Genomic DNA, 11,743 nt, shown 5'->3' with positions numbered 1-11,743 from the left:
GGCGGGCGCGCGACGGCTGAGACGGCGCGCTTCCCAGAGACCGGTCGTCGGATCGACCAAGATCGAGGTCCATCCCGAAATTCGGAGTGGGCCCAACGAACTCCAGCCGATCACCTCAACTTCGAAGCGATCGGTCGCGATGTCTATGCCGCACACGATCATATGTCACCTCGTGGTTGCGAAGGCGCGCTTTAGCGCAGCGTCGAACTCGCGCGCGGCATTGGCCTTCAGGTAGGCCGTTGCCCGGCCGAAGAAGTCGAAGCGCTTGCGGACTGGCGTCGTGTCTTCGAACTGGATCAGCAGTTTCAATCCGGTTCGGGCTTTGCCGCCTTTGTTGCCGACGCGCCGTGCTGCGGATGTCGGCCGCTGCCAGACACCGTTGACGACCTTGCCATTCCGCGTCGTCACCTTACCGATGAAAACGCCGGGCTTTCCCTTGAGCGAGGCCAGCTTCCCTTTGGCCAGATTGCCATATTGGTTCAGCGTGATCTCGCGCGGCGCTAGCATCCCACGCTTCGTTCCGAGCGATCGATTGCCGCCTACAACATAAGGCTCGAGATATTCGGCCTGGATGTCCTTCGCCGCGACCCGCGCGATCGGGCGCGATTTCGTGGCGACCTCGATTCGAAACGCATTCTGCGTGAACGGCGTTGGGGTGTCGAAGGTGTCCGACACCTCGTCCTTTTCTTGCGCGACGACGCCCTTTGCGAGGGCGTTCAGCGCGAGCGACGTCGCGAACGGCACCTGTTTCGCGCTGAGCCCGATGAACGCACGCTGGAGCGGCTTCAGGTTGGCGCGGATGTCGATCGAAGTCACGCGGCGGCGAGATCGATCGTGACGGCCGACCACGCCGCATCCGGCGCCGGTCGCTGATAGAAACGAACATACGTGCGCGAGCCGATCACGCGGATGGAATCACGGATCGCGTCCATCGCGCGCACCCAGCGCTCATCCGCAATCTCGACGCGCAACAGCATGAATAGCTCGGCGCGGTTGATCTTGCCTTCCTTATCGACCTGGAACACTCGGTTGACGAGTGCCTGCAGTTCGACCGCGCTGCCGACCGCCCAATCCGTGAGACAGGCGTCGATCAGGCCTTTTGCCGCCTGCAATTCCGGGCCGAATTCGAGCAGATCTGCGACCTGAACCTGTACCTTCATGCAGCCGTCGAACGACATCAGCGTGATGTTGCCCTTTTTGCCGCCAACGGTGCCGCCGTAATTTTGCGCGATCAGAGCCTGCAGCGCACCGACGCGCTCGAACGTTTCGCTCTTGAACGCGGCGATCGTCGCCGACAGCGCTCGCGCCTGGTCAAGGATCCCGCGCACCGTCTCGTCCATCAGCAGATCTGCGGCCTTCACCGAAGCTAGCGGCACAAGACTGCCTTTTGCGTCGCGGATGTAAGGTGTGCCAGCAACGTCGATCATCGCAGGGTGGGCAGCTTCGACCATCGATCCAGCTCCATCCTGCTCGTAAAAACCATCCAGCAGCGCATCGGCCACAAGCTGCGGAAGATCGTTTAGGTGCTCGGCATTGCGCTGATTGCCGCTGAGCATGTCCCGAACGGCTAGTCGGTCAAGAGCCCCCGCGAAAAACGACCACTTCGAAGGCCGCTGCTCGACGAAGCTGCTTTCTCAACGAGCCCTGACTGTCGGTGAGGGTGACAATGCCAGCGCGGCGCAATTCCGCTGCGGCGATCACACAGCTCAAACCGTCGCCTATGACTGCGGCCTCGCCCTCACGAAATGCTCTGCTCTCAGGAAAGGGCATCCCAGAGGTATAGGCCAGCCCAGCACACCCGGAAACCCTGCAGTGAATAAGTGCCGGGCTTGTTGCTCGAGCCGAACCCGCCCGGCCTGGGCTAGTCGCGACCCGTGTGCCTATCGTGCGGCGAGACTTGACCTCGAGCGGTGCGCACTGCACCTCGGTCGCCTCAACCCTCCGCGTGATCGGCACCTGCCTTGAAATCGTCGTGGCGAAGGCGGAGACCCCCTCCGCCCCGGTCAAGATATCTGGCGGAAAACCGTGGCTGCACGGCCGCGAACCGATGGCGATGCCCCGGCGGTGCCCGCAGGCAGTGTGCCTTGCACAGTCGCGGTCGGCGAGACTTCCTGCCGGGTTCGGCTCCCGACCAGGAGAGATGCCAGCTGGCGATTCACGCGAAGCCGCGCGCTGTGTTAGGCGTCAGCAGCCCATCGATGACGCTGTTCACGCTGACATCGATATTCACTCGCGCTGCGGCGACGCTCGCGGTCGTGAGCTCGCGTTCGATCGCCACCAGGCTCGCCTTCGAAATCACCGCTTCCTCGCCGGGCATGGTCGCGATGAAATCACGCAGGATCGCGAGCGTGGTCATCGGCGGTCTCCACGAAAGGGGGCGACAATCGCGCGGGCAAGCTGCTGTGCTCGCTCTTCGAGATCCTCGAAGGCCGTCTGGCCCGGGCGCCCCAGCCGCGCGTCATGCACCAGCCGATCCCAATCGGGCGTCAACCGCTCGAGCTGATCTGCGATGGACCCGCCAGGGGAAGAGCGGGACAGGCGCGGCTGGGGCATGGGGAAGCGCTCCAGATATGGAAAAGCCCACCGGCCTGGGGAAGGCGGTGGGCTTCAGGCGCAATTGTCGCGGGGTCGAAATAGTCCGTTACGTGGCCATTTTGGCAGGGGCGTTTTTGTGTACCCCCAAAAAATAACGATCAGCCGAGAATGCCGGCATGCGCGGCGATCAGCGTCGCAGCATCCACTTCCTTGGACACCGCCCCAAAGATGCGCGGCCACAGATCTAGCGCGTCGATCAGCAGCTGCTTCGCGCGGCGGTTGTGCATCCCATAACGCTGCGCGACCACCGTGTAGCCCACCGTCTCCCCGACGATCATGTCCAGCACCGCGGCGATCGGCCCCCTCACCTCGCGTCGCCAGCGCGAATAGGCCATTTCGCGCCGCACCGCGCCCAGCGCTTCGTAAAAGATCCCATCGCCGTTCCGGGTTTGGTCGACGCGCGTCTCGACGCTGGAGGTCTTGACGGTGACATCGGCACCCATCCGCTCGGCGACCGTGGCGATCTCGACGGCCGAGGCGAGCTGCTCGGCATCGATCGATCCCGATAGGTACAGCCGCGCCAACGCCCCGTCTTGGCGACGCGCATGGTGTTCGTGGGTTTCCGGGGTGCCATGCGCCTTGTGGTCCCAGCGCTCGTGCATTTCCGCTCGGGATTTCCGCAATGCCCGCTCTGCTACCGCACGATCGGGATGTTTCTCCGCCCAGCGGCGCCGGTTGAGCGCGATGTCGTCGGCAATGCTTTTCTCGAGCTGGCTGGGCTTGCGCTTCTTCGGGGCCTTGGTGGACCAGCCCACCCCCCTCACCTCGGGTTTTGGCGATGCCGCTGCAGCTGCAGCGCGTTCAGCGAGTGCCTGTTTGCGGTGGCGCGCGATGATCGCGCGCATCACCTTCGCCTCGGCTGGATTGCTGTCCGACATTTCGCTGACCCCCCGTCGTCTGTCACGGGTATCTGCTCAAGTTCGGGCACGCGCGGCAGTGGCGGAAATGTGCTGGCCGTTGACCGCTGGAACACCTGACCATCGGGGTTCACCGTCCACCCGGCGGCGCGCAGCGCGAGGATCGCATCGCCTTCGCTGACTTGCTGCTCGAGCCCCGGAAACGACATCCGCCGCCGATCACCCGACTCGCGCAGGATCTCCCCTTCGGCGGTCAGCGTGCGCACCATGTCTCGCGCACGAGAGCGGTTGATGCCGACCGCATTGCCGATCTCGCCATAGCTGGGCGATCGGCCCCAGCGTAGGAAATATGCCTTGGCGAAATCCAGCACCTGCAGCTTCGTGCTCACCATGCTCGGCGATCGGCGATATTGCGCCACCATAGATTTGCTTACGCCCGCGCTCCCGAGGTGGAACATAGCGGGAATTGATCACGCGGACCATAGCGGGCGTCAATTTGGCGCAGTTGCCGCCGCGTTTGTTTCCAAATCGTCGAGTATCGCCGCGTTGTGGTCGATCCTGTCGGCGATCGCGTCTGCATTTTGCATGATGGCCGCACGGGTGGAATGGTCACCATTCGTGGCGAACACATAGACGATCGTAAAGAAGATGATGAGGCCCAGCGCCCCGAGCCCAACGCCGATAGCGGGGTCGATACTGCCTTGGTCACCGGGCGGGTTAGGCGCAGGCGGCAAATCCAAAGAGTTCTCGACTGAGCGAGCTTCGGTGACGACGTCCGGCGTCGCGAGCGTCTGGATCGCCTCCGGCCGGGCCACCTTCTCGATGATCACGCCCGCCGATCCGACGATTATGCCGATCACCGCGATTGCGCAGCCCCCAATAAACACCAACAACTGTGTCTGGAGCTTCCCGAGATTATAAACCTCAGACGCGTGTGAAACGCCGAACAGTTCGGTTGCGGGAACCTCTGTCGGGACCGATGTCGATAGGAATAGCGAGCCGATTGCGACCAACGCGCCGATCGCGGCGAGGATGAAACCAAACGCTTTCATCGCGTCAGTTCCGGGGTGATCTTCGGCGCGACCCGAAAATTCGCGATAATTCGAACACGGCCAATCGAGGCAACGCACCAAATTCCCGTCGTCTTGCCATCTTGCTCGAAAAGGCGGCAATGACCGGCTGTTGCCGCCGTAGGGTTTCCGGGGGAGAGGTAGACGCGGCGCACCGACATTTCTCCGTTGTCGCCGATCGGGCCTGCGAAGCCGACCGGAGCGCCGGAGCCCTTTTTCGCGAATTGCACCAATACGCTGTCCTGACCGGAGGGCAACAAGACCACAGTATCGCATTCCAGGCGGCGATCTTCAGGGCCGGGCTTCCCCAACCGTGGTGGATAAGAGCATTTTCCATCCAGCACCTCTAAGCCGTCGTCTGCCACCTGCGCAGCGCATAGCGGCGCGGGTGAGGCCAGCACGAGGCTCGTCATGCAGAGGATCGTCGCGATCGTGAACCTCATAGCCATCGCCCCCAATGCATATGAGTCGCGACCAAAAGGAGGTGCAGGATGCGAAAGCGGCCGATCAAATACCCGGCCAATAGCATGGCTACCATCAGCCACAGGCGCGATGGTGATCGAACACGGGCGGCAGCAGTGGTCTCCTCTGCGGGTTCAGCTTCATCGATCAGGGATAACGGCCCGACCTCGAGACCACGCGCCCACTCCAGAAGATCCAAAACCTCGCCGGTTTCTGCGTCACTGAGTTCCCGGATGCGATCGATGCGGAATGTGCGTTTCGCGTTGGCGGTGAGACAACGGGCCTCAAGATAGAGCACGTCCAATCGTCCGCCTGCGAAAGATCCAGCGATTAAGAACGGTACGATTGTACGCCTGCTCGCCTCCCCGTTCGCATCAACATAATCGATGATGACCTTGCGTTGGTTCAGAACCGGAGCCGATGCATCTCCCAGCCTCATCGATCGCTTTGAAGGATCACCACCTGCCCCCTTATTCGCGCTTCTAATTCAAGGAATTATTTCCGACAATTTGCGTGGCGCTCGTCAACGCCGACCTAACCTTCTACCGGCAACCATGTCGCTCGACCTGAAAGCGTCGAAGTAGCCTCGACGGCCAGGCCGGGAGCAAGACCAATGACTGGAACCGTGTTTCGGGCATCGCCCGCGTGCGAACTGCGCTGTCCGCGCTGCGATGTGCAGTGCGCCGTCATCACCGCGGTGCGCGACCGGCGCTGGCGAGAGTTGCAGGCGATGCTGCTGGAGCCGCCGGCGTCTCATCGTCCGACGCGTGCAGCGGACCTTGCACTTGCGCGATCGCGGTGGGCCACAGCTCTGCAAGCTCACGAGCGAGCTCGGGCACGGGAGCCGTCAGATCAACAGCCCGCAGCAACCCCTCGATCATTTGCCCCAGCGCGTTCTCGCTGACGGGCGGACCGCGATAGCTGGTGGCGCGCGCGTGCAGGGTCGCTGGGCCGTCTCGCCCGGTGGGCACGCGCCGCGTGAGGCTGCGCGCGATCTGCGCGATCGCGCGGCGGTCTGCCGGGTCCATGTCCGCGACATCATCCAGTATCTCGCGCGTTTCGAAGTCGAGCGCGGGTTCTTGAGCTGCATCGCACTCCGGGTCGTCGATCTCGCCCGATAAATAGGCCGGCGTCGTTTTTGAGTGCTCGAGCAATCTCGTGCAGCTTAGTCGTGGAGCGCTGCTCGCCTTTGACGAGTCCGTTGATGGTGCTTTGCGCGAGCTTCACACGACGCGCGAGCGCCGACTGCGACATCTGCACAGCTACCAAACGCTCTTCGATTCTGGCCCCGACAATCACGGCTCGAACCTAACGGAAAACCAATAGCGCAAGCATAAGCACTTTCCGATTGACCACCTATCGGAATACCGATAGTCAAAACGCCATGGGTATCGAATCGACGATAGACACACCGCTCGCAGCTGCGGTCCGCGCCGTCGGAACGCAGACGGCATACGCCCGGTTGGTGAACCGTTCCCAGTCGTCGATCTACGAGCGTCTGCGCGATCTCAAGCCAGTGCACGCCGAGGACGTCCTCCTGGTCGAGCGCGAAACCGGCATCCCGAAAGAGGTGCTTCGTCCCGACATCTACCCCGACGACTCGGCTACCACCCGCGCCAGCCTGGAGCCCGCGCGGTGACTCGGGCAGTGCCATCCCTTTCCCTCTGCCGCCATTCGGGCGGCGAGCGTCGGCGGCGGGTGCGCTCCCGCCTGCCGTCGACGTCCCCCTTTTCCAGTTTCGGCCGCCGACGGGTCGGCCGGATCGCGTGCGCCCGGAACCTTTGCCCTGGGGTTCTGGTGTTTCGACTTGGCGCACGTGCCCCCAACCCGTCCTGTTCGCGTACCGGCACCGTCATCGGGTCCCTCTCCCCCATGACGGTGCCACCTCCTCTTTTTATAGGCGCTCGGCCGATATGGCTGCTGCAATCGGCCGCGCGGTTTTGCGCAGGCGCGGTGGTCGTATGACGATGGTACGGAATCCGCTCACCGTCGAAGACGGCCTGGGTAAGATGATCGTCGCGCTGGGCATGCCCGGCGCGATCAAGGCTACCGGACGGAAAGCATCCTACCTTCGCGCGCTGTCCAATCCGAACCGGCGCGAACAATTGACGGTCGTCGATATGGTGAAGCTCGAGCGAGCTCACGCGCGTGCTGGCCTTCCCGGCGCACCAATTTTTGAGATCGTCGCTTCCATCCTGCACCTGGCGAAGCCCGAACGCCTCAGTGAGGCCTACGCGATCAGCCGGTGCGCCATCGAAATTGCTCGCGAAGACTGCGAATCCCAAGTCGCGCTGATGGAGGCGGGCCTACCCGGTGCTGACGATCGCGCTCTGAAGAAAGCGCTGAAGGAAACCGTCGAATCGATCCAGGCGAAAAACCGCGCCGTCGCGGTGATCCAGTCGCTGATCGCGCACGAGCAGCAACCGCCATGATCCGCCCGGCCCGCCCCCGGGCTTGACCGAACCTGCATCGCCGAACCGTAGCCCCCTCGCCGCATCCGCTGGCGGGGTGGGAAAACTGCTGCCTGGACAATCCGCATGAGCAACCGCGCCGCCATCGTAAAGATCATGACCGAGCTCGACGCGATCCAGTTGGCGCTGCGGCCGGTCGAGCGGTCGGTCGCATCCTATACCGCTATGGGCAGGGTGCGGCGCGCGCGGCTCAACATCTCGCTTGCCAAGCTCGAACTGGCGCACGCGTTGCAATATCCGGTCGATCCGGTGATCGAAATCACCCTGGTCGAGCCCGCCCCGACAGACCGCACCGGCACCGCAGTGACCAACGTCATGACCGATGGTCTGTCGTCATGACCGGCACGATCACTCCCGGCGCATATCTCAAGCGCTGTCGCCAGCGCGCCGGTCTGAGCATCGCCGATGTCGCCGCGCGCGTCGCGACCGAACCGCAGACGTCCGAACATCAGCGTGGCAAATGGCTCGAGCTGATCGAAGCCGATGCCGCGCCCGCGAGCTTTCGCACCGTCGTCGCCCTGCGCCTCGCCTATCGCTTCGATCTGACCGTGCTCGCCCAGCTCGAGGCGATCGCCCAGGGTGCCGACATACTCGCGCCCTTCCTGTGTCGCATCTGCGCCTGCAGCAAAAACGATCGGTGCATGGATCCCAAGGGCGACGAATGCTGCTGGGTCGAGCCCGATCTGTGCTCGGCCTGCGCCACTCCGCCTGCGGCGAGCGTCGTCGAATGAGCGCCGACGGTCACCGCCGCCCCCGGCGCGCGCGCCTGGCGCGCCGCGCGATCGATCTCGCGATCGCCGCCGCCGGTTTCGGCGTCAGCGTGCTGCTGCTCAGCAAACCTTCCTTGGCGAAGGCGGCCTTGTGGCTCGCTTTGGTCGCGCTCGCGACCGCCTTCGCGATGATCCAGCGGGAGATGTCACGATGAAACTTGACCTTGCCGTCCGGCCCCGGCCGGAAATCACGCACCGCATGGATTGCGGATGCCCCAGTTGCCGCCCACCCAGCCCCAGCGATCCGCGTCGCGCGCTGCTACACCGCTTGCTGCACCGCGGCCCCGGCCTGTTCGCGCTCGGCATGGTGGCTGGGCTGCTGGCCGTCGCCGTCACCGGCAATCTGGGAGCGGCGCTGCGTGCGCTGTTCGGCTTGTGAGCGAGGCGACCATGGGTGTGACCGGCAACGCCCACGAACTGCTCGGCTGGATCGGCGGCCTCCTCAGCTTCGATCCGGAGCCGACCTATCGAGTGATCTCGGTCGATGCCGCAGCTGGCACCCAGACCATCGAACATTGCCAGACGAAGAACACATACGCCGTGACCGTCACCCAGCTGACAGGAGTCGAATGATGTCCGACGTCATTGCCGCGGACCAGCTCCGCTTGCTCATCGAACGGATCGAGCGCCTCGAGGAAGAGAAAAAGGGCATCGCTGACGACATCAAGGATGTCTACGGCGAGGCCAAATCGACCGGCTTCGACGTCAAGACGATGCGGGTGATCATCCGCCTGCGCAAGATGGAGAAACACCATCGCGACGAGGCCGAGGCGATGATCGAAACCTACAAATCCGTGTTGGGGCTGTAGCGATGGCCAAGCCCACGCTCCAGGAAATCGCCGCCATGCCCTACCCGGCGTCGCTGCAGGCATGCCGTCGCTATTACGATCGCCATTGGGCATTGTTCGATGATCGTGGCGAGCGCGAGATCGTCGTCACGATCGATTTTGAAGTCACCAGTGAGGATCAGCGTTCCTATGCGATCCTAGCATCGTCGGTTGAACAGGCGGAGTCCGAAGCGCGCGAGCTCTTGCACACAGAGGTGCACGGGATTTCGGACGTGCTGGAAGTCCGACTGACAGATCCGCATCACGATCGGTCCCATCCCGCCTTTTCGTTCGATCGGGTGCACTGATGGACGCGATCGATCTAAAACGGCAAAAGCTGATCGCAGCGACCGACTATGTCGGCAAGCTGACTCGGGCGGGCGTTCCCGCCGCAACGATCATCGACGGCCTCGTCGCCAACCACGGTGCCGCATACCGTACGCGCTATGACGGTAGCCGGCTGTCCTGCGCCGGCGTCGTGTCCACCTGCACCTTCAGCCCCGACAAGGGATTGCTCGAGAACTGGACCAAGACCGCGACCCTTCGGCTGATGGCCTCGGCGATGGTGTCGGCATGACCCCTTTCGCGAAATTGCTGGCCGAACTCGGCGTCCGCTTGCCCTTGCGCCTGTGCGACGAGGAAACCGGATCGGTACTCGACGCCGACGACATGGAAGTCTTCGTCGTCGATGCCAATCGTGACCTGAGCGATGAATCCGCGTCGGCGATCGCCGCACTGCTCGTTGAGGCGGTCAACGCGCGCACTACCGCCACGCACGATCTAGCGTCGACGCAGCTCGTAATGGCTTTGAAGCCCTTCGCCGCAGTCGCCGACGAATGGGATCGCTGGCAGGCAATGGGGAGCACGTCCGCTCCGCGCATGATCCAGTTGCGCTACGGTCGCACGTCAATCTTCCTCCTGGAATATCAAGCTGCCAGGACCGCAGTCTTAGCGGCTTCCATGGAAGTCAGGTACCGCCCGAATGATGCCGCATGACGTGCGACCGCGTCTCGCTCCCAGGCGGCGGGTCGGCGATCATCTGCTCGTCGCGCACCCGCCAGCGCTGCGCCTGCGGTCGCCCCGCCACCCTGCTGTGCGACTGGAAGGTCCCGACCAGGAAGAGCGGAACATGCGATGCGCCGGTCTGCGCCCGCTGCGCGTATCAGCCGGCGCCGGGAAAGGATCTTTGCCCGGAACATCGCGGCGCGTTCGAACACTGGCGCGCTGCCCGCGCGGCCGCGACCAGCGAGGTGTGCGCATGATCAGCTTTGGCGATCGGGGCTTCTGCACCGCCCGCTGCGGCACGCTCGATTGCGTGCAGAATTTCACGCCTGAGCGCGAAGCCGAGGCGCGCGCCTGGTGGGGTAACCGGCCCGGTCATCCGCCTGTGGATTTCCTCGATCTCGCCGCGCGCTGCACGCGCTGGCGCCCCGCGCCGCGCCCGCTGCGCATGTTTCCGATCTCTGGAGGCGAGGTGACCAACCTCGCCCCCGCCCCTGGCCGTCCAGCGGTGGCACCCGCTCGCTCGGTCCTAACCGAAGGAGCGTGCCCATGACCAGCACCCCGACCGAGTTTCCCGCGACGATCGCGTCCGCGCGGCCCCCGCAACTGCCGCCCGCGATCCTGCGCAAGGCGGTGACCTTCGATCAGCTCGAGATCAGCCGCTTCAACGTCCGCACCAATCGCACAGCGCAAATGACGATCGAGGCGCTCGGCCGCTCGATCCTCGCGCTCGGCCTGGTCAACGCGCTGAAGGTCCATCCGCTGAAGGGCGGCAAGGAACGCTATGGCGTGCATGCCGGCGGTCGCCGCTGCCGCGCGATCGGCGCGCTGATCAAAGCGGGCGCGCTCCCGGCCGACTGGCCGATCGACGTCGTCGTGCGCGACCAGCTGACCGAGGCGCAATTGCTCGAGGAAAGCCAGGCCGAGAACATGATGCGGCTCGATCTCGAAATGTATGAGATCGCCGAGGGCGTGGTGCGCTCGCATGTGGCGGGCGATTCGCTCGAGACGATCGCCGAGCGGCTCGGCCAGGAGCCGCGTTTCACCTATCGCGCCTATCGGCTGGGGATGCTCGCCCCGCCGATTTTCGATGCACTGAAGGCAGGCACGATTTCGCAGGCGCAGGCCGAAGCCTATGGCGCGACCGAGCAACAGACACTGCAGCTTGCCGCATTCAACGCGCTGCGCCTCCTGTCCCCGATCGAGCAAACGCCCGATCGCATCCGCGCCTGGCTCAAGATCGGCGATGCCGAGGCGGCGCGGCTGCTCCGCTTTGTCGGGCAGCAAACCTATCTCGATGCCGGTGGCGCGCTGGAACTCGACCTTTTCGACGATCCTGCCGACGCCGCACCGGCGCGCGCGCTGATCTGCCATCCCGATTTGCTGCGCCAGCTTGCCGATGCCGCGCTGGCCGGTGTGCGCGACGAGATCCGCCGCCGCGCCGCGCGGCCCGATCTGCGCTTCGTTCCACAACCGCCGCAGGCGAGCTTTGGCGGACCAGATCATTTCCTCAATATTCCGGAACTCGCGGTGGTGCTGGGCGAGGAAACCGAAATCACCCTGCCCGAGGGCGATGTCGTCGGTTACATCCAGATCGCCGCGAGTGGTGACCCCAAAATCAGTTTCTGGTGGGAAAGCACGAAGGCGAAGTACAGCACGCGCAAACCCGTCGACACCGCCGCGCCAGCC

Annotated in this window: 22 protein-coding genes and 1 pseudogene; 13 read left to right on the top strand and 10 right to left on the bottom strand. The window is 64.1% G+C overall.

Going from position 1 to position 11,743, the window contains the following annotated elements:
* Positions 1-165 precede the first annotated feature (165 nt).
* The 10 genes and pseudogenes from NW75_RS17335 to NW75_RS28385 form a co-directional block, all read right to left on the bottom strand.
* Positions 166-816, bottom strand: a complete 651-nt coding sequence (locus NW75_RS17335) for a hypothetical protein (RefSeq protein ID WP_033966425.1) — start codon at positions 814-816, stop codon at positions 166-168.
* Entirely contained in the window at positions 813-1,502 is a 690-nt protein-coding gene (locus tag NW75_RS17330; RefSeq protein WP_231565276.1) for a DUF3164 family protein, read from the bottom strand. The genes NW75_RS17335 and NW75_RS17330 overlap by 4 nt, the downstream gene beginning before the upstream one ends.
* Before the next feature lie 653 nt (positions 1,503-2,155).
* Complete coding sequence (locus NW75_RS17325; protein WP_033966424.1) at positions 2,156-2,356, bottom strand: hypothetical protein; 201 nt, start codon at positions 2,354-2,356, stop codon at positions 2,156-2,158.
* Between the two features lie 337 nt (positions 2,357-2,693).
* Positions 2,694-3,473 carry a hypothetical protein gene (locus NW75_RS17315; RefSeq protein ID WP_231565275.1) on the bottom strand — a complete coding sequence of 260 codons (780 nt, stop codon included), beginning with the start codon at positions 3,471-3,473 and terminating at the stop codon, positions 2,694-2,696.
* On the bottom strand, positions 3,440-3,844 hold the full coding sequence (locus NW75_RS17310; protein ID WP_231565274.1) for a hypothetical protein: 405 nt from the start codon (positions 3,842-3,844) through the stop codon (positions 3,440-3,442). The genes NW75_RS17315 and NW75_RS17310 overlap by 34 nt, the downstream gene beginning before the upstream one ends.
* 99 nt (positions 3,845-3,943) lie before the next feature.
* The gene (locus tag NW75_RS17305; RefSeq protein ID WP_033966420.1) at positions 3,944-4,504 is read right to left on the bottom strand and encodes a hypothetical protein; all 561 of its coding nucleotides are present in this window, start codon (positions 4,502-4,504) and stop codon (positions 3,944-3,946) included.
* Entirely contained in the window at positions 4,501-4,965 is a 465-nt protein-coding gene (locus NW75_RS17300; protein ID WP_033966418.1) for a hypothetical protein, read from the bottom strand. The genes NW75_RS17305 and NW75_RS17300 overlap by 4 nt, the downstream gene beginning before the upstream one ends.
* Positions 4,962-5,423, bottom strand: coding sequence for a WYL domain-containing protein (locus tag NW75_RS17295; protein ID WP_033966416.1), 462 nt, complete (start codon positions 5,421-5,423; stop codon positions 4,962-4,964). The genes NW75_RS17300 and NW75_RS17295 overlap by 4 nt, the downstream gene beginning before the upstream one ends.
* A 250-nt stretch (positions 5,424-5,673) precedes the next feature.
* A complete protein-coding gene (locus NW75_RS17290) occupies positions 5,674-6,138 on the bottom strand; it encodes a hypothetical protein (RefSeq protein ID WP_033966414.1) in 465 nt (154 codons plus the stop codon).
* 43 nt (positions 6,139-6,181) lie between these two features.
* Positions 6,182-6,238: pseudogene (locus NW75_RS28385) on the bottom strand (hypothetical protein); the annotation flags it as partial.
* 94 nt (positions 6,239-6,332) lie between these two features.
* Here NW75_RS28385 and NW75_RS17285 point away from each other — a divergent pair.
* From NW75_RS17285 to NW75_RS17225, 13 genes are all read left to right on the top strand, one after another.
* A complete protein-coding gene (locus tag NW75_RS17285) occupies positions 6,333-6,623 on the top strand; it encodes a YdaS family helix-turn-helix protein (RefSeq protein WP_156143064.1) in 291 nt (96 codons plus the stop codon).
* Between the two features lie 274 nt (positions 6,624-6,897).
* Positions 6,898-7,416 carry a hypothetical protein gene (locus tag NW75_RS17280; protein ID WP_137902306.1) on the top strand — a complete coding sequence of 173 codons (519 nt, stop codon included), beginning with the start codon at positions 6,898-6,900 and terminating at the stop codon, positions 7,414-7,416.
* Between the two features lie 105 nt (positions 7,417-7,521).
* Positions 7,522-7,794 carry a hypothetical protein gene (locus NW75_RS17275; protein ID WP_033966411.1) on the top strand — a complete coding sequence of 91 codons (273 nt, stop codon included), beginning with the start codon at positions 7,522-7,524 and terminating at the stop codon, positions 7,792-7,794.
* A complete protein-coding gene (locus NW75_RS17270) occupies positions 7,791-8,186 on the top strand; it encodes a helix-turn-helix domain-containing protein (protein ID WP_033966410.1) in 396 nt (131 codons plus the stop codon). Before NW75_RS17275 ends, NW75_RS17270 begins: the two co-directional genes overlap by 4 nt.
* On the top strand, positions 8,183-8,380 hold the full coding sequence (locus NW75_RS17265) for a hypothetical protein (protein ID WP_033966409.1): 198 nt from the start codon (positions 8,183-8,185) through the stop codon (positions 8,378-8,380). The genes NW75_RS17270 and NW75_RS17265 overlap by 4 nt, the downstream gene beginning before the upstream one ends.
* Positions 8,377-8,604 carry a hypothetical protein gene (locus NW75_RS24635; protein ID WP_137902305.1) on the top strand — a complete coding sequence of 76 codons (228 nt, stop codon included), beginning with the start codon at positions 8,377-8,379 and terminating at the stop codon, positions 8,602-8,604. The genes NW75_RS17265 and NW75_RS24635 overlap by 4 nt, the downstream gene beginning before the upstream one ends.
* Positions 8,601-8,798, top strand: a complete 198-nt coding sequence (locus tag NW75_RS17260) for a hypothetical protein (RefSeq protein WP_156143062.1) — start codon at positions 8,601-8,603, stop codon at positions 8,796-8,798. Before NW75_RS24635 ends, NW75_RS17260 begins: the two co-directional genes overlap by 4 nt.
* Positions 8,798-9,034 carry a DUF2312 domain-containing protein gene (locus tag NW75_RS17255; protein WP_033966427.1) on the top strand — a complete coding sequence of 79 codons (237 nt, stop codon included), beginning with the start codon at positions 8,798-8,800 and terminating at the stop codon, positions 9,032-9,034. Before NW75_RS17260 ends, NW75_RS17255 begins: the two co-directional genes overlap by 1 nt.
* A gap of 2 nt (positions 9,035-9,036) precedes the next feature.
* A complete protein-coding gene (locus NW75_RS17250; RefSeq protein WP_033966407.1) occupies positions 9,037-9,360 on the top strand; it encodes a hypothetical protein in 324 nt (107 codons plus the stop codon).
* Positions 9,360-9,629, top strand: coding sequence for a hypothetical protein (locus NW75_RS17245; protein ID WP_033966405.1), 270 nt, complete (start codon positions 9,360-9,362; stop codon positions 9,627-9,629). The genes NW75_RS17250 and NW75_RS17245 overlap by 1 nt, the downstream gene beginning before the upstream one ends.
* Entirely contained in the window at positions 9,626-10,048 is a 423-nt protein-coding gene (locus tag NW75_RS17240; protein WP_033966404.1) for a hypothetical protein, read from the top strand. The genes NW75_RS17245 and NW75_RS17240 overlap by 4 nt, the downstream gene beginning before the upstream one ends.
* A 262-nt stretch (positions 10,049-10,310) precedes the next feature.
* Positions 10,311-10,607, top strand: a complete 297-nt coding sequence (locus NW75_RS17230) for a hypothetical protein (protein WP_033966403.1) — start codon at positions 10,311-10,313, stop codon at positions 10,605-10,607.
* Positions 10,604-11,743 (top strand): ParB/RepB/Spo0J family partition protein (locus NW75_RS17225; RefSeq protein WP_033966402.1); only part of this gene is annotated, 1,140 nt, incomplete at its 3' end. The genes NW75_RS17230 and NW75_RS17225, both read left to right, overlap by 4 nt.

The organism is Sphingomonas sp. Ant H11, from assembly GCF_000797515.1.
In the GTDB taxonomy this organism is placed as follows: domain Bacteria; phylum Pseudomonadota; class Alphaproteobacteria; order Sphingomonadales; family Sphingomonadaceae; genus Sphingomonas.
This window is presented reverse-complemented; position numbering and strand designations above follow the sequence as displayed.

What these genes read in the sequence shown, in the direction of transcription:
- NW75_RS17295 (WP_033966416.1), bottom strand. Translation starts at nt 5,423, where the DNA reads ATGAGGCTGGGAGATGCATCGGCTCCGGTTCTGAACCAACGCAAGGTC.
- NW75_RS17310 (WP_231565274.1), bottom strand. Translation starts at nt 3,844, where the DNA reads ATGGTGAGCACGAAGCTGCAGGTGCTGGATTTCGCCAAGGCATATTTC.
- NW75_RS17240 (WP_033966404.1), top strand. Translation starts at nt 9,626, where the DNA reads ATGACCCCTTTCGCGAAATTGCTGGCCGAACTCGGCGTCCGCTTGCCC.
- NW75_RS17315 (WP_231565275.1), bottom strand. Translation starts at nt 3,473, where the DNA reads ATGTCGGACAGCAATCCAGCCGAGGCGAAGGTGATGCGCGCGATCATC.
- NW75_RS17300 (WP_033966418.1), bottom strand. Translation starts at nt 4,965, where the DNA reads ATGAGGTTCACGATCGCGACGATCCTCTGCATGACGAGCCTCGTGCTG.
- NW75_RS17280 (WP_137902306.1), top strand. Translation starts at nt 6,898, where the DNA reads ATGGCTGCTGCAATCGGCCGCGCGGTTTTGCGCAGGCGCGGTGGTCGT.
- NW75_RS17230 (WP_033966403.1), top strand. Translation starts at nt 10,311, where the DNA reads ATGATCAGCTTTGGCGATCGGGGCTTCTGCACCGCCCGCTGCGGCACG.
- NW75_RS17305 (WP_033966420.1), bottom strand. Translation starts at nt 4,504, where the DNA reads ATGAAAGCGTTTGGTTTCATCCTCGCCGCGATCGGCGCGTTGGTCGCA.
- NW75_RS17265 (WP_033966409.1), top strand. Translation starts at nt 8,183, where the DNA reads ATGAGCGCCGACGGTCACCGCCGCCCCCGGCGCGCGCGCCTGGCGCGC.
- NW75_RS17255 (WP_033966427.1), top strand. Translation starts at nt 8,798, where the DNA reads ATGTCCGACGTCATTGCCGCGGACCAGCTCCGCTTGCTCATCGAACGG.
- NW75_RS24635 (WP_137902305.1), top strand. Translation starts at nt 8,377, where the DNA reads ATGAAACTTGACCTTGCCGTCCGGCCCCGGCCGGAAATCACGCACCGC.
- NW75_RS17245 (WP_033966405.1), top strand. Translation starts at nt 9,360, where the DNA reads ATGGACGCGATCGATCTAAAACGGCAAAAGCTGATCGCAGCGACCGAC.
- NW75_RS17250 (WP_033966407.1), top strand. Translation starts at nt 9,037, where the DNA reads ATGGCCAAGCCCACGCTCCAGGAAATCGCCGCCATGCCCTACCCGGCG.
- NW75_RS17325 (WP_033966424.1), bottom strand. Translation starts at nt 2,356, where the DNA reads ATGACCACGCTCGCGATCCTGCGTGATTTCATCGCGACCATGCCCGGC.
- NW75_RS17270 (WP_033966410.1), top strand. Translation starts at nt 7,791, where the DNA reads ATGACCGGCACGATCACTCCCGGCGCATATCTCAAGCGCTGTCGCCAG.
- NW75_RS17275 (WP_033966411.1), top strand. Translation starts at nt 7,522, where the DNA reads ATGAGCAACCGCGCCGCCATCGTAAAGATCATGACCGAGCTCGACGCG.